At 58.8% G+C, this 25,739-nt stretch carries 20 protein-coding genes; 9 read left to right on the plus strand and 11 right to left on the minus strand.

Translation table 11 applies throughout. From position 1 onward, the window contains the following. The first annotated feature begins 119 nt into the window (after window positions 1-119). A complete protein-coding gene (locus ACUZ9P_RS03280; RefSeq protein WP_192112697.1) occupies window positions 120-1,331 on the plus strand; it encodes an acetate kinase in 1,212 nt (403 codons plus the stop codon). Window positions 1,332-1,430: 99 nt separating this feature from the next. Here ACUZ9P_RS03280 and ACUZ9P_RS03285 read toward each other — a convergent pair whose 3' ends face one another. The 4 genes from ACUZ9P_RS03285 to ACUZ9P_RS03300 form a co-directional block, all read right to left on the minus strand. Beyond that, window positions 1,431-2,180, minus strand: a complete 750-nt coding sequence (locus tag ACUZ9P_RS03285) for a hypothetical protein (RefSeq protein ID WP_449248634.1) — start codon at window positions 2,178-2,180, stop codon at window positions 1,431-1,433. Window positions 2,181-2,222: 42 nt separating this feature from the next. Continuing rightward, complete coding sequence (locus ACUZ9P_RS03290) at window positions 2,223-3,917, minus strand: NFACT RNA binding domain-containing protein (protein WP_449248635.1); 1,695 nt, start codon at window positions 3,915-3,917, stop codon at window positions 2,223-2,225. A gap of 433 nt (window positions 3,918-4,350) precedes the next feature. After that, on the minus strand, window positions 4,351-4,713 hold the full coding sequence (dksA, locus tag ACUZ9P_RS03295) for an RNA polymerase-binding protein DksA (RefSeq protein ID WP_022659715.1): 363 nt from the start codon (window positions 4,711-4,713) through the stop codon (window positions 4,351-4,353). A gap of 333 nt (window positions 4,714-5,046) precedes the next feature. After that, window positions 5,047-6,198 carry a tRNA(5-methylaminomethyl-2-thiouridylate) methyltransferase gene (locus tag ACUZ9P_RS03300; RefSeq protein WP_449248636.1) on the minus strand — a complete coding sequence of 384 codons (1,152 nt, stop codon included), beginning with the start codon at window positions 6,196-6,198 and terminating at the stop codon, window positions 5,047-5,049. A gap of 211 nt (window positions 6,199-6,409) precedes the next feature. On the opposite strand from ACUZ9P_RS03300, the gene recA reads away from it, so the two are divergent. The 7 genes from recA to ACUZ9P_RS03335 all read left to right on the plus strand — a co-directional run bounded on the left by recA (window position 6,410) and on the right by ACUZ9P_RS03335 (window position 16,796). Continuing rightward, window positions 6,410-7,492 (plus strand): recombinase RecA, encoded by a 1,083-nt coding sequence (gene recA / locus ACUZ9P_RS03305; protein ID WP_022659713.1) that lies wholly within the window; start codon window positions 6,410-6,412, stop codon window positions 7,490-7,492. Between the two features lie 79 nt (window positions 7,493-7,571). Continuing rightward, window positions 7,572-10,247, plus strand: coding sequence for an alanine--tRNA ligase (gene alaS, locus ACUZ9P_RS03310; RefSeq protein WP_449248637.1), 2,676 nt, complete (start codon window positions 7,572-7,574; stop codon window positions 10,245-10,247). A gap of 10 nt (window positions 10,248-10,257) precedes the next feature. Next, complete coding sequence (gene ahbC, locus ACUZ9P_RS03315) at window positions 10,258-11,442, plus strand: 12,18-didecarboxysiroheme deacetylase (RefSeq protein ID WP_022659711.1); 1,185 nt, start codon at window positions 10,258-10,260, stop codon at window positions 11,440-11,442. A gap of 275 nt (window positions 11,443-11,717) precedes the next feature. Then, a complete protein-coding gene (gene hemB, locus ACUZ9P_RS03320; protein WP_298996101.1) occupies window positions 11,718-12,704 on the plus strand; it encodes a porphobilinogen synthase in 987 nt (328 codons plus the stop codon). Continuing rightward, window positions 12,704-13,909 carry a heme b synthase gene (ahbD, locus tag ACUZ9P_RS03325; RefSeq protein WP_449248638.1) on the plus strand — a complete coding sequence of 402 codons (1,206 nt, stop codon included), beginning with the start codon at window positions 12,704-12,706 and terminating at the stop codon, window positions 13,907-13,909. The genes hemB and ahbD overlap by 1 nt, the downstream gene beginning before the upstream one ends. Window positions 13,910-13,968: 59 nt before the next feature. Then, window positions 13,969-14,418, plus strand: coding sequence for a siroheme decarboxylase subunit alpha (gene ahbA / locus ACUZ9P_RS03330; RefSeq protein ID WP_449250227.1), 450 nt, complete (start codon window positions 13,969-13,971; stop codon window positions 14,416-14,418). Window positions 14,419-14,642: 224 nt separating this feature from the next. Further along, window positions 14,643-16,796, plus strand: coding sequence for a methyl-accepting chemotaxis protein (locus ACUZ9P_RS03335; protein WP_449248639.1), 2,154 nt, complete (start codon window positions 14,643-14,645; stop codon window positions 16,794-16,796). A 129-nt stretch (window positions 16,797-16,925) separates the two neighbouring features. Here the strand turns inward: ACUZ9P_RS03335 and ACUZ9P_RS03340 are convergent, their stop codons facing one another. After that, window positions 16,926-17,672 (minus strand): SAM-dependent methyltransferase, encoded by a 747-nt coding sequence (locus ACUZ9P_RS03340; RefSeq protein ID WP_449250228.1) that lies wholly within the window; start codon window positions 17,670-17,672, stop codon window positions 16,926-16,928. A 562-nt stretch (window positions 17,673-18,234) separates the two neighbouring features. Between ACUZ9P_RS03340 and ACUZ9P_RS03345 the strand changes: the two genes are divergently transcribed. After that, window positions 18,235-19,377 carry a D-alanyl-D-alanine carboxypeptidase family protein gene (locus tag ACUZ9P_RS03345; RefSeq protein WP_449248640.1) on the plus strand — a complete coding sequence of 381 codons (1,143 nt, stop codon included), beginning with the start codon at window positions 18,235-18,237 and terminating at the stop codon, window positions 19,375-19,377. A 94-nt stretch (window positions 19,378-19,471) separates the two neighbouring features. Here the strand turns inward: ACUZ9P_RS03345 and ACUZ9P_RS03350 are convergent, their stop codons facing one another. The 6 genes from ACUZ9P_RS03350 to ACUZ9P_RS03375 all read right to left on the minus strand — a co-directional run bounded on the left by ACUZ9P_RS03350 (window position 19,472) and on the right by ACUZ9P_RS03375 (window position 25,543). Continuing rightward, window positions 19,472-20,221 (minus strand): SDR family NAD(P)-dependent oxidoreductase, encoded by a 750-nt coding sequence (locus ACUZ9P_RS03350; protein WP_209818235.1) that lies wholly within the window; start codon window positions 20,219-20,221, stop codon window positions 19,472-19,474. 3 nt (window positions 20,222-20,224) lie between these two features. Beyond that, entirely contained in the window at window positions 20,225-20,656 is a 432-nt protein-coding gene (locus ACUZ9P_RS03355) for a MarR family winged helix-turn-helix transcriptional regulator (protein ID WP_449248641.1), read from the minus strand. A 168-nt stretch (window positions 20,657-20,824) separates the two neighbouring features. Then, window positions 20,825-22,348, minus strand: coding sequence for a YifB family Mg chelatase-like AAA ATPase (locus ACUZ9P_RS03360; protein WP_298996111.1), 1,524 nt, complete (start codon window positions 22,346-22,348; stop codon window positions 20,825-20,827). Between the two features lie 129 nt (window positions 22,349-22,477). Beyond that, window positions 22,478-23,098 carry a signal peptidase I gene (gene lepB / locus ACUZ9P_RS03365; protein WP_449248642.1) on the minus strand — a complete coding sequence of 207 codons (621 nt, stop codon included), beginning with the start codon at window positions 23,096-23,098 and terminating at the stop codon, window positions 22,478-22,480. A gap of 238 nt (window positions 23,099-23,336) precedes the next feature. Further along, window positions 23,337-24,647 carry an NCS2 family permease gene (locus ACUZ9P_RS03370; protein ID WP_298996115.1) on the minus strand — a complete coding sequence of 437 codons (1,311 nt, stop codon included), beginning with the start codon at window positions 24,645-24,647 and terminating at the stop codon, window positions 23,337-23,339. A 296-nt stretch (window positions 24,648-24,943) separates the two neighbouring features. Continuing rightward, window positions 24,944-25,543, minus strand: a complete 600-nt coding sequence (locus tag ACUZ9P_RS03375) for a MarC family protein (RefSeq protein WP_449248643.1) — start codon at window positions 25,541-25,543, stop codon at window positions 24,944-24,946. Between the last annotated feature and the right edge of the window lie 196 nt (window positions 25,544-25,739).

Here is a 25,739-nt window from a genome sequence, read left to right on the forward strand (position 1 = left end):
CCTGACACGGCAAACCGCCGCATAAAGCCTGCCGCCGCAAAAACATTACTGACGCAAGGCATGCGCCACAAACTGCCGGCCCGCGATCAGAATAAACAAGTTTAAGGAAAGGAAGAGTTATGAAAATTCTGGTGATTAACGCGGGTTCCTCGTCCTGCAAGTATCAGTTGCTGGAAATGGACACGCGCAGCGTGCTCTGCTCCGGTCTTGCCGAACGCATCGGCCAGGAAGGCGGACGCCTCACCCACAAAATCGCCCCCGATACGGACAAGGAAGAAAAGCTTGTTCGCGAGGCCTTCTTCCCCACTCATGTGGAAGCCATGGAACTGGTCATCGCTCTGCTGACCGACGCCGACAAGGGCGTTATCAAGGACAAGAGCGAAATTTACGCCATCGGCCACCGCGTGCTGCACGGCGGCGAAGCCGTGAGCGATCCCGTGCTGGTGAATGAGCGTGTGAAGCAGATTGTGGAAGAATGCGCCGTACTTGGCCCCTTGCACAACCCCGCCAACCTCATGGGCATTGAAGTGGCTGAAAAGCTCTTCCCCGGCGTTCCCAACGTGGCCGTGTTCGATACCGAATTCGGCATGGGCATGCCCAAGGAAGCCTTCATGTACGCTCTGCCCTACGAGCTGTATGAAGAACTGCGCATCCGCCGCTACGGCTTCCACGGCACCTCGCACAAGTATATTGCCAACGCCACCGCCGAGTTCCTTGGCAAGCCCCTTTCCGAGCTGCGCTCCATCACCATGCACCTCGGCAACGGCTCTTCCATGAGCTGCGTGAAAAACGGCAAGTGCTTTGACACCAGCATGGGCCTCACCCCGCTGGAAGGCCTTGTAATGGGCACCCGCTGCGGCACCATTGACCCGGCCATCGTGCCCTTTGTCATGGAAAAGAAGGGCCTCAGCCCCTCCGAAGCCGACACCCTGATGAACAAGAAGTCCGGCCTGCTTGGCCTGTGCGGCTACACCGACATGCGCGATGTGCATGCCCAGGTGGACAAGGGCAACGAACGCGCCGAACTGGCCCTCAAGCTGCTCGTGCGCAGCATCAAAAAGACCCTTGGTTCCTACTTCTTCCTGCTTGAAGGCAACGTGGACGCTCTGGTGTTCACCGCAGGCATCGGCGAGAACGACGACATCGTCCGCGCCATGGTTTGCGAAGGCCTTGAAGCCTTCGGCATCAAGCTCAACAAGGAAGAAAACAGCACCCGCAAGCCCGGCGCGCGCATCATCACCACGCCGGACAGCAAGATCCCCGTGATCATCATCCCCACCAATGAAGAGCTCCAGATCGCCCTTGCCACGGTGGAAGTGCTGAAAAAGTAAGCCAGCTTACTTTTGCCTTATGCATGTCAAAGGCCGCCCCCGAAAGGAGGCGGCCTTTTTGTACTCTTGCACAGAAAAATTGAGCGGATGTGAAAACCGTCAGCTGGCTGCTCCGGCCTCGTGCTTCATGGCTTGCTCAAACTGCTGAATATAGCTTTCCAGCTTCTTTTTGTGGTTGTAGTCGTTGGAACTTTTCACATACAGGCCCCCGCCCACGGCGACTACAAGGGCAGAAACACCCCCAAATTTGGCGCTCATGTACAAGGCATCGGGCAGTCGGCGCACAAATTCATCCATGCTTTCCGTAAACAGATGCATAAGGAAGCTAAAACACACCAGCCCAACCAGAAAAACAATAGTGCTGACTTTACAAACTTTTTTCAGCGGGTACTTTTCAACCACATATTCGTTGGCACGAGCCAGACCGCAGCGCTTCATCACGGTGGCAGCGTCTGCAAATTCGTAGCTTTGAACTGTGGACTCGCCGTGGCCTGTGTTTGAGTTGGCATTGGGGGCTGCGCTGCGAACGGCATAGACCTCCAGCGGCACGCTTTCGCCGAACGAACCATTTTTTACATCTTCGACGGGACCCAGACAGCCCAGTACCAGCGAATCACCCTGTGCAGCCGCAAAGGTTTCCGGCAAGGGCAGTTGCACTTCCGTGCCGTATTCCAACTGAAGGGCAGCGCTCTGCCAGCCTTTTTCTCCACAGGGCATACGCAATGCCATGCCGGTGCTATCCCCCAGTGACACAACAGTTCCCCGCGTGTCGGCCTTGGGCGCTGTGCCCAACACAACCGCCCTTACGGTCATCACGCGAAAATTCCTGCCTTCAACTGTAAAATCCATGAAAACCTCTCTCCATAATGCGCCCGTGGGGCTTGCTTCCCTTTACCGGGGCAGCAGCGTTTCCTCAAGGGCAAGATCTACGGGAACCTCGCGCGAGGGCAGCGACTTATCTATGCGCACCGTGCCCGCAGGGGCGTTGCGCATGGGTTTGACGTGACGCACCTCGGCATACTGTATGCGTGCCCGGGCGGCGTCGCGCTGCCAGCTTTTGCAGGCGGCCAGCGCCCCGGCCTCGTCAAGAGTGCGCGGCGGCACTTCCTGCCCACCGTGGGCGCGGCGAATAATCACGTGCGAACCGGGGCCGTTTTCCGCATGCAGCCAGATATCATGCGGGGCAGCAAGCTTGCGCGCGGCCAGATTACCCTTGGAATCGCGGCCTCGCAGCAGCACAAACCCATCTGAACTTATAAACATCTGCACATTTTTGGGCAAGGTGGCGGCCATTCCGGTACCAACCGCGCGCCCGGTGGGAGCCGCCTCATCGCCAGCGCCCGCAGTGGCGCCCAGCAGGCTGCCAGGCCAGCTGCCGGGCCGGGCCTGACGCAAGGAGGCCAGTTCGTCTTCCAACGCGCCGCGCCGCACGGCCAGATGTTCCATGCCGCGTTGTCCGCGCCGGGCCGTATGAAAAAGACGGGCCATTTGCTCGCGCACTGAATACCGCAGATCCAGCGGTATTTCCCGCGCAGGGCCGTGCGGGCCTTCCTCCACGGTGACGGAAGCCGCACGAAAATCCGCAGGCCAGCGCCACAATTCGGCCTGAAGCGCCAGAGCGTCGGCCTGACAGGCCATCATCTTGCCAAGGCGGTTTTCTTCCTCGCGCAGTTTTTCCAGCAGCTTTGCGAGCTTGCGCGCGCGCCTGTCCAGAGGCTGGGCCGCTTCCCGCGCCTGATCCAGAGCCAGACGGGCAAGCACCATATCCTGCCCTGCCAGTTCGGTTAGACTCAGGGCCTCCGGTCCGCAAAATTCAGCAGTAGATGGAGCGTCCGCATTCTTGCCCTGCAAGGCTCTTTGCTGTTCCGGGGGCAGGGGCCAGGCGCTTATGGCGAGCACCGGACGTGGCATGGCCGGTGCAGAGGCATTGCCGGAGGCAGGTGCGCAGGGGCCGTAGCAGAATATATCGCCGCCCCCTGTCCGCAGGTCTTCCAGTAAGGCCCACTGTTCCGGTTCTTCAAGGCAGGCAAGGGTTCGGCGTAAGGCGGGGGTAAGCACAGGCCACTGCCGCCAGTTGTTCAGGGCATCCGCCAGTTGCGCAGGCTCGGGCCAGGTGGCCTGCTCGTCTTCCGGCGATTCATTCTCGGCCAGAAAGCGGAGCGACGGCCCTTCGCGCAAATCAAGCAGCAGCCAGGTCAGGCGCGGGGATTGCTCCGAGCCTGCATCAGCCTGCCCCAGTTGCGGCAATGGCGGCAGTTGGGGAGCCTCAGCGCCGCCAGCGAGCAGCAGCCACAAACAGCGTTCGCTCCAGCGGGCCACGCAGGCAACGATGCGCCGACCGGCGGCATACTTGCGCAGCCGCATGATGGGCGCTGAAGGTGCGCGGCCCACGCTGATGCGTTGGGATGTGACAAAACAGAACGGTTCCTTTCGCCCAAAGCGCAGGCAAAGCTGCCGCTTGCGCCCACCGCTGTAGACCATGAGGGCCAGCAGTCCATCAGCAGGTTCCTGAATTTTTTCCACCCTTGCGCCAGTGAGCAAGGGGGTCAGATCTTCACAAAAACGGCGGAAAAGATGGGCATCCATAGAAAAAACCGGCTTCAGGGCAAGGTAAATGGCTGGGGAGAAAGCGGGGGCAAGGCGGCAAGGCGCGGCAGACGGCCCGCTCGGATGGAAGGCATTACCCTGCCGAAGACAAGGCCGCACAATGTCCCCAACGCGTGCGCAGATGCAGCAGCAAACGCAGTTCCAGGTGCAACAGATGACAGACCGCAGGCTGGCATAATTGCGCAGAGGGTTCGGGTAACAGCCTCGCCAGCATATCCGATGGGCATGACGCGGCCGTTGCAACCGGGCCAGAAGTCTCGTGGACCCAGTTCGCCAGACCCCCGCCGCAAGGCGGAACCACCGGGAGTCTACCCGAAGTAGCATGCCGTCAGGCGCAAGCGGGAGTGCGCGAGCGCATCGCCCGCCTGGCCGAAAGCAACAAAAACAGTGCCTTTAAGGCAAAGAAATGACGTTAATCGCCGCGAAGGTGTTCGTCTTCTTCCTGTTTGGCTTTGCAGTTGATGCACAAACGCGTCACGGGGCGGGCCTTGAGACGGGGAACGCTGATGTCGTCGCCGCAGTCTTCGCAAATCCCGTAGGTGCCATCGTCAATGCGGGTAAGGGCTGCCTGAATCTTGCGGATCAGGCGGCGCTCACGGTCACGGATGCGCAGGGTAAAGGCCCTGTCGGATTCTGCAGTGGCGCGGTCAGCCGGGTCGGCAAACACTTCGTTGCTATCCGTCAGTTCTTCCAGGGTGCTGTCACCCTTCTGCTTCGCTTCTTCAAGCATGTCGGAAAGAAGCTTGCGAAAGTATTCTAAATCCTTGTGATCCATTTAAATCCTCCGGCGGACGCCGCTGGGGGGCGCATGAACGGTCTACTAATAGGCCTGGCAGGAGCATGCATGGAGCAAGCGATTCGCACCGCATATCCTGCATTGGCCAGCCATGCGGCGGCATGGCCCGCTCAGAGCACCTCTCAATGAAAATGCTCTTTTGATGCAATGGACTCATATAGCTACATGCGCAACCTTTGTAAAGCTGTGCCCTCAAGATTACGCAAAGCATGTACTTTGGCGACTGGCACAAACAGAAACCCCGGTTAAACCGGGGTCTAAGGTGCCATAAAAGCACAACAATAAGAAGCTATGATGATCATTGCATGGCAATCAGGCTCCAGCTGGATCGTCTTCCCGTCCGGCTTCAAGCCGCTCGGCCTCGTAGCGGGCTTCGCGGGCTGCTGCCTTGGCGGCATCCTGTGCGGCCTGCCGCTCGCGCGCTTCGGCGCGGATAACGCCCTTGATCTCGTCCCAGGCAGGCTCGTTCCACAAATCCTCACAACGCTGCGTGGGAACGGATACGTCTGTAAATTCCTCGCCACGGCGGGCGCGCACAAACACATCCCCCCCGGTGGCCACGGCCTTGGGCGCGTAGGAGGCCGTCATCTGACAGGCGGTGCGCAGCACGCCCTCGGGCCACAAGGCTCCGTTGCGGGCCAGAGCCAACGGCCCCGGCATGTCGCGCATGCGCAGGATAAGATCGTCCGGGCCTGCGGCTGCGGCCAGCAGATCATTGTCCGCGCTGTTGCGCCCAACGCACAGCCAGTAGTGGTTCTGCCCATCGCTGTGCCAGAACTGACGCCCAAGATTGGCAAGGGTAAAATCACTGGCGCTTGGCTCCGGCAAACGGGTGAGCACCAGCCAGTAGCGGCGGGCGTTCTCACGCTCGGTCAGGCGGCAGCCGCCCCCCGGCGTGGGAATTTCCTTGATGCCGTATTCCTTGGCAAGGTTCAGCTGCTCGGTGCGGCCCCGGCCCCAGATGCCCAGCAGACGCGAGCGGTCCACAAGCCCGCTTTCTTCAACAGGAGTCGGCAGCAGATGCTTGGCGCACAGTGGCCGCAACAAGATATCGGCCACGGCGGCATCACGCATGATAACGTTCAGCGTGTCGCGCCGCTGTGACATGGGACGCTGCCCCAGAACCTCGCCCGAGGCCAGGGCCTTGGCGCCCACACTTTCCATATATTTGCGGGCCTCGCGCAGCAGCAGGATCTTGCAGTCAACGCAGGGGTTCAGCACCTTGCCAAAGCCGTGTTCAGGCCTTTGGCGCAGCATGGCGGCAAACTGGGGGCCAACATCCTGAGTAACAATGTCAAGGTCGTAAATCTTGCGCCAATGTGCGGCCACCGCTTCGCCGCCAAAAAAGGGCGAATAAAAATGCAGACAGCGCACGGCAAGGCCTTGGCGTTCGAGCAGTTTTGCTGTGAGCAGACTGTCGAGCCCGCCGGAAAACAATACTATTATTTGGGGAGAATCGCTCATGCCCGCGCTTGTACGACAGCAATCGCCGGTGCGCAAGGGGCGCATGCAAGCCTTGCCCAGCTTTTGCCTGCTTGCAATTATCATTATCAGGAATTAAACTCAATTAATAGCGGCACAAGCGCAGCCTCTCCGCCGATCTGGCATTTGCCTTGCTCGCCTTGGTCTGCTACACTAATGCGCTTGAAGATATTTTTACCCGGAGCAATGAGCTATGGCGAAGAAACCGGCCATGAGTCAGGAAAACGCGCGCGCCGAAGCCTTGGGCACCGCACTTGCTACCATCGAACGCAAGTACGGCAAGGGCGCTGTGATGAAGCTTTCCGACGATGCCCACGTCAATATTCCCGTAATCCCCACCGGTTCCATCGGCCTTGATCTGGCCCTTGGCGTGGGGGGGATTCCGCGCGGGCGCATCAGCGAAATTTTTGGCCCGGAATCTTCGGGCAAAACCACGCTGACCCTCCACATTATTGCAGAATGCCAGAAAATGGGCGGCACCTGCGCCTTTGTGGACGCAGAACACGCTCTTGACATTGCTTACGCCAAACGTCTCGGCGTCATCACCGACGAACTGCTCATTTCGCAGCCCGATTACGGCGAACAGGCGCTGGATATCGCCGACATGCTCGTGCGTTCCGGTGCGGTTGACCTTGTGGTAGTGGACTCTGTGGCCGCGCTTATTCCGCAGGCCGAACTTGACGGCGACATGGGCGAAACACAGGTGGGCGGCCATGCCCGCCTTATGTCGCACGCCATGCGCCGCCTCACTGGCACCATCCATAAATCCCGCACGTCTGTGATCTTTATCAACCAGATCCGCATGAAGATCGGCGTGACCGGCTACGGCAGCCCCGAAACCACCACCGGCGGTAACGCGCTCAAGTTCTATTCTTCCGTGCGCCTTGATATCCGGCGCATCCAGACCCTCAAGGACAAGGAAGAATCGTTTGGCTCGCGCACCAGGGTCAAGGTGGTCAAAAACAAGGTTGCCCCGCCCTTCCGCAGCGCCATTTTTGACATTCTGTACGGTCAGGGCATTTCGCGCTCCGGCGAACTGCTTGACCTCGGCATTGAAGCCAAGATCATCGACCAGAGCGGCTCGTGGTTTGCATTTGGAAGCGAAAAGCTCGGCCAGGGCCGCGAAAAAGTACGGGCGCTGCTGGATGAAAACCTTGATCTGCGCAACCAGATTGAAGCCAAGGTTGTGGAATTTCTGGGCCTGAACCCCAAGGAATTTGTACCCACAGAAGAAGACCTGGACGAAGGCGAAGCCCCCACGCCCACTTACGAATAAAGGCCATTTTTTACCTGCGACCGCGCGCCTTGGTGGTGCGCGGTCGTTGTTCGCGCAGACCCCATTACGGAGCCAGTAAATGCTCACCGCCAAAGAAATACGCCGCCGCTACCTCGAATTTTTCAAACGCCACCAGCATGAAATTGTCGAATCCGGCCCCATTATTCCGCCCAACGACCCCACCTTGCTGTTTACCAATGCTGGCATGGTGCAATTCAAGAAGCTGTTTCTTGGCGAGGAAAAGCGCGCATACAGCCGCGCCACTACCTGCCAGAAATGCCTGCGTGTTTCGGGCAAGCACAACGACCTTGAAAACGTGGGCCGCACCGCGCGCCATCACACGTTTTTTGAAATGCTGGGCAACTTTTCTTTCGGCGACTATTTCAAGCGCGAAGCCATCACCTGGGCCTGGGAATTTGTGAGCAAGGAGCTTGAACTGCCCAAGGAAAAGCTCTGGGTCACAGTGTTCCGCGAGGACGACGAGGCCGCGGCCATCTGGGCCGAGGTTGCCGGTCTGCCCGCCGACCGCATCGTCCGTATGGGCGAAAAAGACAACTTCTGGACCATGGGCGATACCGGCCCCTGCGGCCCCTGTTCCGAAATTTATGTGGATCAGGGCGCAGACATGTCTTGCGGGCCGGACTGCGGCATCGGCAAATGCGACTGCGACCGGTTCCTTGAAATCTGGAACCTGGTGTTCACCCAGTTTGACCAGTCTGCCGACGGCACTCGCGTGGCTCTTGCCAATCCGAACATTGATACGGGCATGGGCCTTGAACGCATGGCCGCCGTTGCCCAGGGCAAACGCTCCAACTTTGACTGCGACCTGTTTCAGGAAATCATCCAGTACGCCGCCTCGCTTGCCAATGTGAGCTACAGCTTCAGCGCTCCCGACACCAACGATGTGGATACGGCCCTGCGCGTCATTGCCGACCACAGCCGTTCGGCGGCCTTCCTTGTGGCTGGCGGCGTGCTGCCCTCCAACGAGGGCCGGGGTTATGTGCTGCGCCGCTTGATCCGCCGCGCCCTGCGCTTTGCCACGCTCATTGGCGTGAACGAACCCTTCATGTACAAGGTGGCCCGCAAGGTTACGGAAGTGATGGGCGATGCCTATCCCGAGCTGACCGAGCATGCCGACTTTATCGCCCGCGCCGTGCATGAGGAAGAACAGCGCTTCTCCCTCACCCTGCAAAAGGGTCTGGAACTGCTGGACGAAGAACTGGCATCCCTCAAGGCAGCCGGGCAGACGCAGATTCCCGGTGAGTTCTGCTTCAAGCTGTACGACACCTACGGCTTCCCGCTCGATATCGTGACCGACGTTGCTGAAAAGCGCGGCTTCACCGCTGACGCCAAGGGCTTTGAAAAGCACATGGGCGAACAGCGCAAGCGCGCCCGCGAGCATCAGAAAAAGGGCGGCCTGCTGGGTCAGACAGACGGCGCGAATGTATTCAAGCCCCTGCTGGATGCTGGCGTAACCAGCACCTTTGTGGGTTATGAACGCCTGACCGAAACCAGCCCCCTGACCCTGCTGCTTAATGCCGCTGGCGAAGAAGTGGCCGACCTCGGCGAGGGCGATACCGGCTACGCCATTACCGCTGCCACACCTTTTTACGGCGAGGGCGGCGGTCAGGCTGGCGACATGGGCACACTGGCAAGCACCTCTGGCGAGGCGCGGGTACTGACCACCCACAAACCTGCCCCCACCCTGTTGGTGCATGAAATTGAAGTGACCAAGGGCGAACTGCACAAGGGCGGCGAGGCCACCCTCAAAGTGGACGTGGACCAGCGCAAATCCACGGCCCGCAACCACACCTGCACCCATCTGCTGCACGCTGCCCTGCGCCGCGCGCTGGGCACCCATGTGAAGCAGGCCGGTTCTCTGGTTGACCCGCACCGCCTGCGTTTTGACTTTTCGCACATTGCGGCCCTCACACCTGAAGAACTGGCGGCGGTGGAGCGCGACGTGAACCGCGCCATCATGGCCGATCTGCCTGTGGCCGCCAGGGAAATGCCCGTGGCCGAAGCAATGGCAACCGGGGCCATGGCCCTGTTTGGCGAAAAATATGGCGATATTGTGCGTGTGCTCACAGTTTCCGGCGCGGAAAAGGGCGAACCTGAATCCGTGGAACTGTGCGGCGGCACACACCTTGAGCGCACCGGCGAGGCCGGGGCCTTCATGATCGTTTCTGAAAGCGGCGTGGCCGCCGGCACGCGGCGCATAGAGGCCGTAACCGGCTGGAACGCCTATGCCCAGGCTGTTGAGCAGCGCGCGGAACTTGCCGCGCTTTCGGGCATACTCAAGGCGCGCCCCGGCCAGTTGGCCGAACGCGTGGCCGCCCTGCAAGGCGATGTGAAAAAGCTGCGCAAGGCCTCGGAAAAAGCCGCCGCCGCACCTGCCACCGGGGCCGATCTGGCCGCCCGCGCGCAGGACGTCAACGGGGTGCGCATGCTGGCCGCCAAACTTGATAATGTTCCTGTGAAAGCCCTGCGCGAAGTCATGGACGATGTGCGCTCGCGCCTTACCGACAATGCCGTTGTCTGCCTGGCAACGGCTGAAGACGGCAAGGTTGGGCTTTTGCTTTACGTTTCCAAAGACCTGCACGGAAAATTCACTGCTCCCGCGCTTATCAAGGACGTGGCCGCTCCCTGCGGCGGCTCCGGCGGCGGCAGACCCGACCTGGCCCAGGCGGGCGGCACAAAGGCCGATGGCATTGACGAGGCCTTTGCCGTGCTGAAACAACGCATCGAACAATAAGGACAAGGCCATGATAGGCATTTCCAAGCTGTATTGCGGACAGGTCGAGCCTTCCGACGCCCTGCGTTACGGACGCGAATCGGGCAAGCTGCCCTCGCACCTGCTGCAATTCTCCAAAGATAAGAAGCCCGTTGTGGTCTGGAACATGACCCAGCGCTGCAACCTCAAGTGCGTGCACTGCTACGCCCACGCCATTGAAGTTGATGGCTCGGACGATATCAATACTGCTCAGGCAAAAACCATGATCGATGATCTGGCGGCCTACGGCGCGCCGGTCATGCTGTTCTCCGGCGGCGAGCCGCTGGTGCGCAAGGATCTGGTGGAACTTGCCAGCCACGCCACCTCCAAGGGCATGCGCGCGGTTATTTCCACCAACGGTACGCTTATCACCAAGGAAAAGGCCCGCGAACTCAAGGAAGTGGGGCTTTCCTACGTTGGCATTTCGCTGGACGGCATGGAAGCAGTGCACGACAAGTTTCGCGGCGTGCCCGGTGCTTACAAAAAAGCGCTTGAAGGCATTGCCAACTGTCAGGCCGAAGGCCTCAAGGTGGGCCTGCGCTTTACCATCAACAAGCGCAACGTGTCTGAAATTCCCGGCATCTTCCGCCTGCTCAAGGATCTGGAAGTGCCCCGCGCCTGCTTCTACCACCTGGTGTACTCTGGCCGTGGTTCCGAGCTTATCAAGGAAGACCTGGATCACGCCGAAACCCGTCAGGTGCTCGATCTTATCATGGATGAAACCCGCGCCCTTTTTGACGCTGGCAAGCCCAAAGAAATCCTTACTGTCGACAACCACGCCGACGGCCCCTACGTATGGATGCGCATGAAGCGCGAAGATCCCAAACGGGCCGAAGAAGTGTTTGAGCTTTTGCAGTACAACGAGGGCAACAGCTCTGGTCGCGGCATCGGCTGTATTTCGTGGGACGGCAAGGTTCACGCTGACCAGTTCTGGCGCGACCACACCTTTGGCAACGTGCTGGAACGCCCCTTCTCGCAGATTTGGGACGACCCGCAGATCGAACTGCTGCACAAGCTCAAGGACAAGAAGACCCACGTCAAGGGCCGTTGCGCCAAGTGCCAGTTCCTGAACATCTGCGGCGGCAACTTCCGCGCCCGTGCCGAAGCCTATTACGGCGACGAATGGGCTCAGGATCCTGCCTGCTATCTGACTGATGAGGAAATCGGCATAAAGTAGCGCTCCGGCGCAGCCCTTTTTCCGCTGAATGTGCAAGCATGGCGGCGCGCCCCGGTCGTAGCCCGCTACGTTCCGCCCAGGCGCGCCGCTTGTTTTTTATGTGGACAAAAGGGCATACTGATACTGCGCAAAGCACCCGGCAACCGCTGTGCAAACAGCAACAGTCACGGCTGCCGAGCCTTTGCCATACAGAACAACTACTGCATCACCGGCAGCATTGCCGCACAGGCTGGCCAAGCACCGACCTGCAACTCGCAGAATAAAGGATAACAGCCATGACCACATTCCATAGAGGCCGCCGCCTTCGCGCCACCCCGGAACTGCGCTCCATAGTACGCGAAACCCCGCCCCTTCTGGTTGAAGACTGCATCATGCCCTATTTCGTTGTGGAAACTGACGACAAGGGCTTTCGCAAAGAAATAGGCTCCATGCCCGGCCAGTTCCAGCTCAGCCTTGCCGAACTGGAAAAGCAGGTGGAAAAGGCCGTGGATACAGGCCTGAAATCCGTCATTCTTTTCGGCATTCCCGAGCTCAAGGACGAATACGCCTCCGGCGCTTACGCCGAGGACGGCATCGTGCAGGAGGCCGTGCGTCTGCTCAAGCACCGCTGGCCCAAGCTTTACGTGATCACTGACGTCTGCCTGTGCGAATACATGAGCCACGGGCATTGCGGCATACTCATGCCCTCTGGCGAAGTGAACAACGACGCCACCCTGCCCCTGCTTGCCAAAACAGCGGTGAGCCATGCGGCGGCAGGCGCGGACATGGTTGCCCCTTCCGATATGATGGATGGCCGGGTAGCCGCCATCCGCGAAGCGCTTGACGAAGGCGACCTTATGGCAACGCCGATCATGTCCTATGCCGTCAAATATGCCTCGGCCTACTACGGCCCCTTCCGCGAAGCGGCGGAAAGCGCCCCGGCCTGCGGTGACCGCAAATCCTATCAGATGGACCCGGCCAATGCCCGCGAAGCCCTGCTTGAGGCCTTTGCCGACCTAGAAGAAGGCGCGGACGCCCTGATTGTAAAGCCCGCCGGGCCATACAGCGACATCATCCGCACCGTGCGCGACAATACCAGCGTACCTCTGTGCGCCTATCAGGTGAGCGGCGAATACTCCATGATCCGCGCGGCTGGCCTCAATGGCTGGATCGACGAGCGCGCCGTCATGCTGGAATCCCTCACGGGCCTGAAGCGAGCCGGGGCGGACATGATCATCACCTACTTTACAGAAACCATCCTGCGCGAAGGACTGGCACGATAATGAGCAATCATCCTCACACCATGGGACACCCCGGCGGGCATCCTGCCGGACACCAGGGCGGGCACCCCGCAGGCGCTGCGGGCAACCCTGCCTCCGGTCATCCGGACGGCATCTCCGCCCCCCTGCGCACCCTTGAGGACGGCAGCCCCGCCTGTCGCCTCATCGCCTGGGAAGTGACCCGCTCCTGCAATCTTGCCTGCAAGCACTGCCGTGCCGAGGCTCACACGGAGCCATACCCCGGCGAGCTGTCGACCGAAGAGGCCAAGGCCCTCATCGATACCTTCCCGCAGGTGGGCAAGCCCATCATCATCTTTACCGGCGGCGATCCCATGATGCGGGCCGACGTGTACGAGCTGGTGGCCTATGCCCACAGCAAGGGGCTGCCCTGCGCCTTTTCGCCCAACGGCACCCTCATAACCCCCGAAAACGCACAAAAAATCAAGGATGCCGGAGTCAACCGCTGCTCCATCTCCATTGACGGGCCGGACGCCGCCAGTCACGACAGCTTCCGGGGCGTGCCCGGCGCGTTCGAGGCATCGCTGCGCGGCATCGAATACCTCAAATCCGTGGGCGTGCCCTTTCAGATCAACACCACGGTCACGCGCAACAATCTGAGCAGCTTCAAAAAGATATTTGAGCTGTGCGAAAGCATCGGCGCTGCCGCATGGCATATTTTTTTGCTGGTGCCCATGGGGCGCGCCTCAGGTCTGGCAGATCAGGTCATCACCGCGCAGGAATACGAGGACGTGCTGCACTGGCTGTATGATTTTCGCAAGAGCACCAGCATGCACCTCAAGGCTACCTGCGCGCCGCACTACTACCGCATCATGCGCCAGCGCGCCAAGGAAGAAGGCATCAGCGTTACGCCCGAAACCTTCGGTATGGACGCGCTCACGCGCGGCTGTCTTGGCGGCACGGGCTTCTGCTTTATCAGCCATGTGGGGCAGGTGCAGCCCTGTGGCTACCTTGAGCTGAACTGCGGCAACGTGCGCGAAACTCCCTTTCCGCAGATATGGCGCGAGAGTAAATACTTTTTGCAGTTCCGCGACCAGTCCTGTTATACGGGCAAGTGCGGCGTGTGCGAATATCACAAAGTCTGCGGCGGCTGCCGCGCCCGCGCCCACAGCATGGACGGCGACCACATGGGCGAGGAGCCCCTGTGCACCTATATTCCGGCCAAACTGCGCCGCAAGGAAAACCCCTGAGCCACACGAGGAACGCCATGACGCAGCCCACGGCCCACGCGGCCACCACCGAAACGCTGATGGACAGCGTTGACCGTCAACTGCTGGATATCATCCAGACAGGCTTTCCCCTCACGCCGCGCCCCTATGCAGATCTGGGCCAGATGCTTGGCATCAGTGAGGAAGAAGCTTTTGAACGCGTGCGCGGCCTCAAGGCCCGCAAGATCATCCGCCGTCTGGGGGCCAACTTCCAGTCGGCCAAACTGGGTTTTGTGTCCACCCTGTGCGCCGCCAAGGTGCCGGACGACAAAATGGACGACTTTGTGGCGCGGGTAAACGCCTGCCCCGGCGTGACGCACAACTACCTGCGCGAGCATGCCTACAACATCTGGTTCACGCTTATCAGCCCCTCGCGGGAGGAAAGCCAGGCCACGCTTGATGCCCTCACTGAAGCTACCGGCATTGCCATTCTTAACCTGCCTGCCACCAAACTGTATAAAATCCGTGTGGATTTTCGCATGGATAATTGAAACAGTCAGTTAATCGGTACCCGACTGCCGGGCGCATCTGCCCACTACGTATTCCTTCAGTCTAGCACATCTCCACCTGGGGTGCCCTCACGCAAGCGCCCCCAGGTGGAGCCCCCTCTGATTGCCTGCCGTTAAAATTGAATGTTAATTTCAATTTAACACCTAAACCATTTGCCTACCAGATCCGAAAAGTCTTTTAGACAAGAACCAGCATAGGGGGGAGAATGAATATTTCTGTTAAATTCAAGGCATTGCTACTCGTCAGCGCAATGATGCTGGTATCGCTTGGTGGTTATGTTCTGTTGCTGCTCAACATGACGGCTATGGAGCAGGAATATAACGAGCAAACCAAGACTGCGGTTGAACAGAGCATCCGCACCGAGGCAGAAAAAATTAACACATATATGGCGCTGGTGCAGGAAGGTGCCGCCGCCATAGCCATAGCCGGGCAAAATCTGCGTCATGTCCAGCAGGGGCACGAAGCGGATCTCGGCGATGACGTTGCAGCCATGCTCAAGGCGAGCCTCACCCGCTACCCCGAGGCTTCGGGATGCGGCCTCTGGTTTGAACCGGGCGCTTTCCGGGCCGATCAGCGTTATTACGGCCCCTACGCATACTGGGACAAAGGCAAGATTGAAATGACCATGGAATACAGCACGCCTGAGTACGATTACCCCAGGCAGCCATGGTATACTCAGGCCATCCCCGAACAGTGGGACAGAAGCAAAAAACGCCAGGACAGCGTCTACTGGTCTGCCCCGTATCTGGACGAGACCTCCCACAAGCTCATGATAACCGTGGCGGGCATCATGCATGACCGCCAAGAGCGCATTGTCGGCGTGTCCACCCTGGACGTGAGCCTGGAAAACCTCCGCAAGACCGTGGATGGCATTAGAATCACCCCCAATTCCCGCGCCTTTGCCGTTGATTGCAGAAGCGGGCTCATTGCCGCATTTCCCGCTGACAGCGCCCTCTTGCTGCAGCCGGTGGCAAAGCTACCCTTCACCGGGGCAAAAAACGAGCTCACCACCACAGCGCCTGGGAGCCTCGCCCAGTACACACTTATGGTCAACGGTCAGCCCACCACGGTTTTTTACAGCGTATCTCCCACAGGCATGGGCCTTGGCATAGCCATTCCCGATGCCGAACTCTTTGCAGAGGCCCGGCAGCTGGCCGAGAGCAACCGCCACACCGCCATGGGTGCTGTGGGCATACTCCTTGTGCTGGCCTGCGTAGTTATTCTGGTGTTGAACAGAACCATCATCAGCCCCATTCTTTCACTGGCCTCATTCTCCCGCTCTGTTGCGGCGGGCAACCTTGAAACGCCCATCTCATCCGCCTACCAGAGCGAATTTTCCGTTTTGCGCAACGCGATGGTATCCATGCTGGAATCACTGAAAGAGAAAATGCGCGAGGCAGACAACCGCACCACCGAGGCCCGTATAAGTGCAGAAAATGCCGAGCAGGCGCAGCATACAGCAGAAGAAGCCACCCGCAAGGCCGAAAGCGCCAGAACAGAAGGCATGCGTGACGCCGCCCAGCGCCTGAGCCAGGTTGTGGCAGCCCTCACAGCGGCCCTTGGCAGTTTGGCTGCCCGTGTGGATGAAACATCGGAAGGCGTGGAAACGCAAACACACAGAATTGCGGAAACTGCTTCTGCCGTGGAAGAACTGAGCGCATCCGTGCTCGAAATAGCCAAAAACGCGGAAACCACCGCAAAGCTGTCAGAAGACTCCCGCCATGCCGCCGAGCAGGGCTCGCAGCAGTTTACAACCGTGCTGCAGGACGTAAGCGCCATTCACAAGGATTTTCAGACTGCCTGCGACTCGGTGGACGACCTGAGCAACAAGGCCGATGCCATCGGGGCCATTGCCCAGACTATTGAAGATATTGCCGACCAGACAAACCTGCTGGCCCTCAACGCGGCCATTGAAGCCGCCCGGGCGGGTGAGGCCGGACGCGGCTTTGCCGTTGTGGCCGATGAAGTTCGCAAACTGGCTGAAAAAACCATGACCGCAACGCGCGAGGTGGGGCAGTCCATTGATTCCATCCAGCAGGCAGTGAGCGGCACCCTCGGCAGCATGGGCAGCACCAAGGAAGTGCTTGAAAAATCCATTCAGGAGGTCAACAAGGCGGAAAGCCTGCTTGGAACTATTGTCAGCCTCGCCATGGAATCTTCCGATCAGGTACGCGCCATCGCCACGGCTTCCGAGCAGCAGTCTGCCGCCACAGGCGAAATCAACGCCTCCGTGTCTGCCGTGAGCAGCATTGCCGAAGGCACAGCTACTGCCATGCAGGAGGCTGCCAATGCGGTTGAGGCCCTCAAGCGCCAGTCTTCTGCCCTCGCCGAACTGATAGCAGAGCTGGAAAAAGCCTAGGCCCGAACCTAACCCGATCACAACTAACCGCCATGCCTCGTTCTTTCATAAGTTCGAAGCATGGCGGTTTTTGTAACCCACACTGGGGGAGCAATAGCTTTAAAATACATTTCATCAAGGCAGCCGTGGCTACCTTGCCATGAGCGCAAACACTCCCCAGCCAAGATACTCGCGCGTATACATGGCGTAACGCTTTGGCTCGTTGGTCAGCTGGTCGCGAACTTCTTTGGCAAAGTCGTCATCCGGGTTGGCCTCAAGCCAGCGCCGCATGGTCAGCCACTTGGCAGCTTCGTACCTGTCCCAGCCATCCTGATTTGCCAGAACCATTTCCACAACATCATAACCAAGATCACCAAATGATTCGATGAGCTTGGGCAAAGTGAGAAAGTCGGCAACGGCCGTTGCGCCGCAGCCTCTGGCAATGTCTTCCGTGGGCGGCATGCGCAGCCAATATGGCTCGCCAATGAGGACAATCCCGTCGGAGCAAAGGCTTTGCGTCAAAAGCTCAATGGTGCCCGCAACGCCGCCGCCTATCCATGTGGCCCCAACGCAGGCGGCCAGATCAACCTTTTCAGCCGCAACGTAGCCTGCGGCGTCAGCGTGGACAATCTCCACCTGACCAGTAACGCCAAGCTCCTGCGCGCGGTGCCGTGCCTGCCCGCAAAACAGCGGGCTCATGTCTACGCCAAGGCCTGTGATGCCGTAATCACGCGCCCATGTGCAGAGCATTTCGCCCGAGCCGCAGCCAAGGTCGAGCACTCGGGTTCCCGGTTTAAGACGCAGCGCGGCCCCGAGGGTAGCAAGCTTTTCTGAAGTATACGGATTATGGATGCGGTGTTCGCTTTCCGTAATGGTGAAAATACGTGGGATATCCAACATTGTAGCCTCCTTGCCTTATTTCATGTCGTTCGGGATATTGAGTGCGATACGCCATTCAATAGCCACTTTGCATGTTGCAAAAAATCAAAGACACTTCATTTCATTTTTTATAGCTATGATAGGCGTGCAGTCATCCATTGCACGCCAAACATGCACTGGAATATTATGCAATACAGATGGAAAAAGCATTCTACTTGTTATTTCAGAAATGAATAATCGCAAATATGCAACCATACATCGATTAGGCAGGAACCACTAAACTAAACAATGAATCGATTGTCACCCAGACATGACCGGCAATGGAGTGAACGTAATATCCGCCCCACCGGATCAACGCAACATCGCGCAAAAATAGCGCAAAATGGGGGACTCTGCCTGCTTGCCATAACTGCCCATCTTTAGTACACAAGCATTGCGTTGTTCCATTTAGCAAATCTCTAAACTTTTTCTCGTGGCTTTCCTCAACACATACGCCCGCGACCCCACGGCTTAGCCCGTTGCAGCCGCGTAGCGCAGCGCACTTGAGGCTTGACGTCCAGCCAACGCATAAGGACTGTGCATGACCAGCACCCGTCGTTTTTGCCTGCCGCTCCGCACGCTCTTTGCTATCGCCGCCCTGCTTTGTGCAGCCCTTCTGTCACAGCCAGGCGCTGCTGTTTCGGCCCCAGCCGTTCCGCCGCAAAGTTCCCTTGGCGTATGTTCCGCCATTTTATACGACCTTGACCGCGACGCCATACTCTTTGAGCAAAACGCCGACCAGCGCATTCCCCCGGCCTCGCTGACCAAGGTCATGTCCATGTTTCTTGCCATGGATCAGATCAATTCCGGCCTGGCCCGCATTGACAATACCACTACCATCAGCCGCAATGCGGCCCGCACCGGCGGCTCGCGCATGGGCCTCAACGAGAATGAGCTGGTTACGCTCGACCAGCTCCTCACGGGCATGGCTGTTTCTTCCGGCAACGATGCCAGCACGGCAATGGCCGAGTATGTGGGCGGCTCCGTGCCCGCGTTCATCAACATGATGAATGCCAAGGCCCGCGATCTGGGCATGCGTGACAGTTACTTTGTCAATCCGCATGGCCTCCCGGCCAAGGGGCAGTACACCACCGCGCGCGACATGCTGACCCTTGCCCGCGCCTATCTGCATACCTACCCCGATGCGTTACGCTTCCATAATACCCATGTACTGAACTACCGGGGCCGCGTCACCTGGAACAAAAATCCCCTTCTTGGGCAGTACCCTGGCGCGGACGGCCTTAAAACCGGCTGGATCAACGCCTCGGGCTACAATATGATTTTCACGGCGCTCAAGGGCGACAAACGCCTGCTGGCCGTTATCATGGGCGCGCCCGATTCGCAGATCCGCAGCATTGAAGCCTTCCGCCTGTTGGATGCCGGTTTTGAGGTATGCAACAGCGAGGCCCCCACAGTGCTGGCCGCTCTGGACACCCTGCCGCGCGAAAAGTATCACCCCGACATCCGCAAGAATGCCCGCGAGGCATACCATCAATTTGCCGGAAACGACCAGGGCGAGGGTGCCCAGACCGTACACCGTGCCAAGGCCACAAACCACAGCAAGCAGGCCAAGGCGACCAAGACGGCCAAAAACAAAAAGAAAAACGTGGAAAAAGTCGCCCGCCAGCGCAGCAATGGCACCGATGGGCAGGCAGCCCGCCGCGTTGCCAACAGCGCAAGCTAAAGCAAAGCCGCCCAACTGAAAATTTTGAAGGCCCGTGAACCACAAAGGTTCACGGGCCTTTCTTATAAAACCGCGGGGGGAGAGACGTTCCACGCTATTGCGCAGTGTAGCCACCGTCTACAGTATAACAACCGCCTGTAATGAACGATGCTTCATCTGAAAGCAAAAAAGCCGCCAGTTTGCCCACCTCTTCCGGTTTCGCCATCCGTTTCATGGGGTGTGATTCCGCCATCATCTGCCGAACGCTTTCCGGCAACTCTTTCATCCGGGGGGTATCAACATAGCCTGGGGCCAGAGCGTTTACACGTATACCTTTTTCTGCAAATTCCAGCGCAACAGATTGCGTCAGTCCCACAACGCCATGTTTGGCGCAAGTATAAGGGGCAATCCCCGGAATCCCCACCATGCCGTTGACGGCGGAAAGATTGACCACCGCGCCACCTCCGTTCCTGAGCATGGCGGGGATAGCATACTTCATCCCATAAAAAACGCCGCTCAGATCCGTCTGGATAACTTCCTGCCAGTCTTCCACATCATAATCGCATATGGAGACGCCATGCGGCCCGGTTATACCCGCATTGTTCACAAGATAGTCAATTCTTCCCCAGCGCTCCATGATGGAATCAATCAAGTTTTTGACGGAAATGTGGTCTTTGACATCTGCAATCATGGGGAAAACGCGTTGTCCGGATGGATCCATGTTCCGTGCCGTGGCCTCGATAGCCGCACTGTCCCTGGCCGTTATAACCACTGTAAGCCCACGGCCATAAAGCTCCTGAGCGATGGCTTCGCCAACGCCAGTGGAAGCGCCTGTAACTATGGCGATATTGCCCCTAAATTTCATTGGTTACGCCTTTTCCTTTCCCTTGGCGGACGAAGCTACGATTTTGCGGCAAAGGGTCGCAAAGGTTTCGCGTTCCTGTTCCGACAAGGCGGCTTCGATAGTGAGCAGCAGTTCTTTTCTGAATTTTTCCGCTCTGTTAAGAAAATCTCTTCCCTCGGGAGTGATTGATATGTCGTAACTGCGCCTGTCGGTTCCGCTTTTCTTTTGCACAATATAATTTTTATCCAAAAGCCTTTTGGTAAGCTTGGACGTGCCAGATTGCGAAATTCCACGCAGGGAGGCCAGTTCCGTGGTGGTTTTGCTGCCGTTCGCGACCAGGGCATCCAAAATTTCGTATTGCGCGGTGGTGATGCCTTCCACATTGAATCGGTTAAGAGTGTTGATTACCAAACATTGAAAAGGGATGTACGATTTTTCCAACATATCGTTTTCCATAAACACCTCATATATAGAACTGGGGAAATATATTCCTCGGTTGATATATGACTGTGTCATGTATTTAGTCAAGAACACTGCGCGCCCCCGGTGTCGCCCCAAATTAGGGCTGACCAAGGGCGTTAACATTCTTTAAATTTGTGGGATGTTGCTGTGTTGAAAAGAGAATCAGCCTCTGTCCAGCACACGGAGCGACACAGCTTCGGCCAGATGCCGCGTGGCAATGCTCGCGGCATCGTCCAGGTCGGCAATGGTCCGGGCCATGCGCAGCACTCTGGCGCATGCCCGCGCGGAGAGGGAAAGACGGTTGACCGCAGCCTCCATCAAGGCATGCCCCTCGGCATCCAGCGCGCAATGCTGATCAAGCAACGCGCCTGAAAGCTCCGCGTTACAGCGCGGCCCATTGCTGCCGTAGCGCGCCCGCTGGGTTGCCCGGGCTTTGAGCACGCGTTCGCGCATCTGTGCGGACGAAGCACCGCGGCCTGCACCGCGAAAATCCGCATAAGCCACAGCAGGCACTTCCACATGCACGTCAATGCGGTCAAGCATGGGGCCGGAAAGTCGCGACTGATAGCGCACCCGTTGTTCCTCGCGGCAGGTGCACTGGTGCGTAGGGTCGCCGTAATAGCCGCATGGACAGGGATTCATGGCTGCCACAAGCATGCAGGCAGCGGGAAAGTTCACACTGTGCGCGGCGCGCGCAATGGCAGCCACGCCGCCTTCCAGAGGCTGGCGCAGCGCCTCAAGGGCTGTTTTGCGAAATTCCGGCAGTTCGTCCAAAAAAAGAACGCCTCGGTGGGCAAGGCTCACCTCGCCGGGGCGCGGGTATCCCCCGCCGCCCACAAGGGCCACGTCGGATATGGTGTGGTGCGGCGCGCGGAAGGGCCGCACACGCATAAGTCCGGCCTCGGGCGGCAGCTTGCCCGACACGCTGTATATCTTGGTGACTTCCAGGGATTCTTCAAAGTCCAGCGGCGGCAGAATAGTGGGCAGGCGCTGAGCCAGCATGGTTTTGCCGCTGCCGGGCGGGCCTATGAGCAGCACGTTGTGGCCACCCGCCGCGGCCACTTCCAGCGCGCGTTTGGCAGCCTCCTGCCCTTTGACTTCGGCATAATCCTGCCTGTAGGCAGGAGCCTCGAGCATATCAGCCACCGGTTCGCACAGCGGCTCCAGCGGCTCCGCGCCAGCCAGAAAGGCCGCACAGCGGCCAAGCCCCTCAGGCGCGAACACCTTGAGTCCACGCACCACCGCAGCTTCCGCGCCGTTGCCAGGGGGAACCACCAAGCCTGCGGCTTCATGCTCACGCGCCAGCAGGGCCAGGGGCAGCACGCCGCTCACCGGGCGCAACGCGCCATTGAGCGAAAGCTCGCCCGCAAGGTACATACCCTGCAAAGGCTCCGCAGGTATAATCCCCGCAGCAGCCAGCAGCCCAACGGCCAGCGGCAGGTCATAGCTTGCGCCGCTCTTGCGCCGCCAAGCCGGGGCAAGGTTTACCGTAATCCGCGCCGGGGGCAGCTTGAAGCCGCAGGCTCGCAAGGCGGCAAAAACCCTGTCCTTGGCCTCGCGCACCGCTGTTTCCGCCAGCCCCACCATGGTGAAGCCGGGCAGTCCCTGCCGCACGAAGTCCACTTCCAGTTCCACGGGGTAGGCATCCACACCCTCAACCCCGCCGCTGTTCAAACGGACAACCATGCGCTCTCCTTGACCCTGCAAATGATAAGCGGCGCGGATTGTTGCATCTATCCGCGCCGCAAAAATCTTGCCGTCAGGCGCACCGGGCAAATCCCCTCTACGTCTGCAAGCAGAATGTACCGCCAGATGCTATTGCACGGCCTTGCCGATGCGATCCCAGCGGATATCACCCAGACCGCCCCACGACCAATAGATGCGCCAGGCTTTGGCGCGTATGGCGCTGCGGTCCACAAGGCCCCAGAAGCGCGAATCCATCGAGTTGTCCCGGTTGTCGCCCATGACAAAATACTTGCCTTCAGGCACGGTGATCGGGCCGAAGTTGTCGCGCACCGGCTGGATGCGGTCAGGCTCGGTAAAACGGATGTAGGCTTCCTTTACCGGTTCGCCGTTGCGGAACAGCTGCTTGTTGCGCACTTCAATGGTGTCGCCGGGCGTTCCAATGATGCGCTTGATGTAGTCCACGCTGGGATCATTGGGGTATTCAAAAATGATAATGTCGCCCTTGACCGGGTCGCTCCCCTTGTAAATGTAGGAGTGGGTAAAGGGAATCTTGATGCCGTAGGAAAACTTGCTTGCCAGCAGGTGATCGCCCACAAGCAGGGTTTTAACCATGGATTCCGAAGGAATCTTGAATGCCTGCACCACAAAGGTGCGGATGACCAGAGCCAAAATAAGCGCGACGAACAGAGCTTCGCCGTATTCCCGCCACAGGGGTTTGGGGGGGCGCTGTGATTGCAGAAGCATTGCCATGTGCGAATATTCCTCATGTGCCCTTGGGGCTGGTGAGCGTTACATTTTCGGTCGCAAAGTATGCCCTGATGCGAAAGTAAAGGCAAGGAGCAGTGCTTCTTCTCCCTGCGGTTCCGAAAAAAACAGGCCCTCGCCCGGCATCTGCCGGAACAGGAGCCTGTTCAGCAATCACAATGCGTTGCCGCTATTGAGCCTGGAGCAGGCTACCTTGCAAGGTTCGGCTGCTCCGTAAAAGACTCTAGTGGAGGCGCAGGGCAAAGTTGACCACAAAGCACAGGGCAATGACCACCATCACCACGTTAAGATCCTTGAAACGCCCAGAAAGCACCTTGATGCCGACCCAGCTCACAAAGCCAAAGCCAAAACCCGTGGCGATGTTGAAGGTAAGCGGCATGCTGATGATGGTCAAAAAGGCGGGCAAGGCAACGGTAAAGTCCTTGAACTTGATGCGCCCCACTTCCTGCATCATCATGGCGCCCACGATGATCAGCACCGGGGCCGTGGCATAGGCCGGAGCCATGCCAATCACCGGCGCAAAAAACAGGGTGAGGAAAAAGAGCACGGCAATGGTCACGGCGGTCAGCCCGGTGCGCCCGCCTTCGACCACGCCCGCCGCGCTTTCAAGATAGCTGGTGGCTGTGGTCGCGCCCATGACGGCGCTGGCCATAGTGGCGATTGAGTCGGAAATCAGGGCCTTGTCCAGATTTTCAATGTGCCCGTCTTCACGAATGAACCCGGCTTTCTGCGAAAGGCCGATGAGCACGCCCATGTTGTCGAACAGATCAACCATGGTCAGGGTAAAAATGATGGAGATCAGGCCGTGGTGCAGCGCGCCCTTGAGGTCCATCGCCATGAAGGTCTCTGTGGGCAGGAGCAGGGATGTGTTGATGATGCTGCCCTGCGGCATATGTGGCCCGTTCAGCACCATGTCCGCCGCCGCAATGGCCACGATGCCGATGATCATGGCTCCCGGCACGCGCAGTGCAAGCAGCGCGCTGATGAGGAAGATGCCCGCCACCGAAAGCAGGGTTTTAGGGTCGCCCAGGTTGCCGAGGGTCACAAAGGTGGCCGGGCTGGCCACCACGAGGCCGCAGCTCTTCATGCCGATAAAGGCGATGAATGCGCCAATACCCACCACAATGGCGTACTTGAGATCCATGGGAACGGCGTTGATGATAAGCTGGCGCACCTTGGTGACGGTGAGCAGCAGAAAGACCACGCCAGAAATGAACACAGCGCCAAGGCCAGTCTGCCATGTATAGCCCGCAGGGCCGCAAACATAGTAGGCAAAAAAGGCCGTGATGCCGAGGCCGGGCGCTACGCCCACGGGGAACTTGGCCCACAGGCCCATGATCAGCGTTGCAATGACGGTAATCCAGATGGTGGCCGCCACGGCGGAATCCTTGGGCATACCGGCGTCAGCAAGCATGCTGGGAACCACAAAAATGAGGTAGCACATGGCCATAAAGCTGGTAAGGCCAGCCCGTATCTCGCGCCGAACCGTACTGCCTCTGGCCGCAGGATTAAACATTTTTTCCAGTATGCCCATGACATCCTCCTCTTGTTGCCGCACCGCGCGCCCAAGATATCAAGTTGTTTTGCGCCGGGGCAGCAGCCCCCATGCCGTTAATCTCTTTGCTTTGCCCTTTGCAGCACAGCCGCTTGCGGCCATCGCTTCCGGGCCTCGCCCCGAGCCTGTGCCCAGATTGGACCTGAACCACAGCCGGAGCGGCCTACCCCTCTACCACCAAATTCTGTTCATCTTATAGAAAGTACGGCGAAATCCGTAATTTCCGCCGTCTGTTCGCATTGTTGGCCCGCCAACCGTGCAGCGGGACAAATATTCTACCCCAGAAAGGCCCGTATGCCCGTAAAAATCACCTGTGCCGCAATGGCGGCCAGCAAAAGCCCCGTCAACTTGGACAGCACGGCAATGCCCGTGCGGTGCAGGGCGCGCACCACGCCATCGGCCATGCACAGCAGCACAAACATGCCAAAGGCAGCGGCCAGCAGCGAAAACACGCCCACCAGCACCTGATGCATCTCTGTGGCGGACGCGCCCATGACCATTACCGCGCCGATGGAGGCAGGCCCCATGCCAAGCGGTATGGCCAGCGGCACAACGCTGATGTCGCCCTCCTTGCCGGAAAGCGCATCCTTGCCGTCATCGTTCATGAGGGAAACTGCCGTAAGAAAAAGCAACACGCCCGCGCCAATACGAAAGGCGTCAAGCGTGAAGCCGAAGAGCGAAAACAGGTGCGGGCCAAACAGGAACAGCGTAACGCCGATAAGAAAGATGGCCGCAGAGGTTTTGGCGGCCACCATGGATTTCTGTTTTTTATCAAAGCCCTTGGTGCCGCTGATAAAGGCGCTCAGCACGGCAGGGGGCGTCATGAGCGCATAAATTTTGATGCTCGTGCCCACAACTTCAGTAAAAAATTCCATGCGAACTCCCCTTCCTGCGCCGGAAGCCTGGCGTTAGAGCAACTTGCCTGCCCTGCACGAATTGTTGCAAAAATCCGCACATAAAATGTTTGCAAGGCAATATATCTTGTCCGTTGCCCCAATCATTGCCCTACAGGAAGTTACTCCTGAAGGCAGACTGGAGGCCTTGCTGGCAAGCAAACATTTCAAAATGAAA

It is taken from the genome of Desulfovibrio intestinivivus (genome assembly GCF_053570665.1).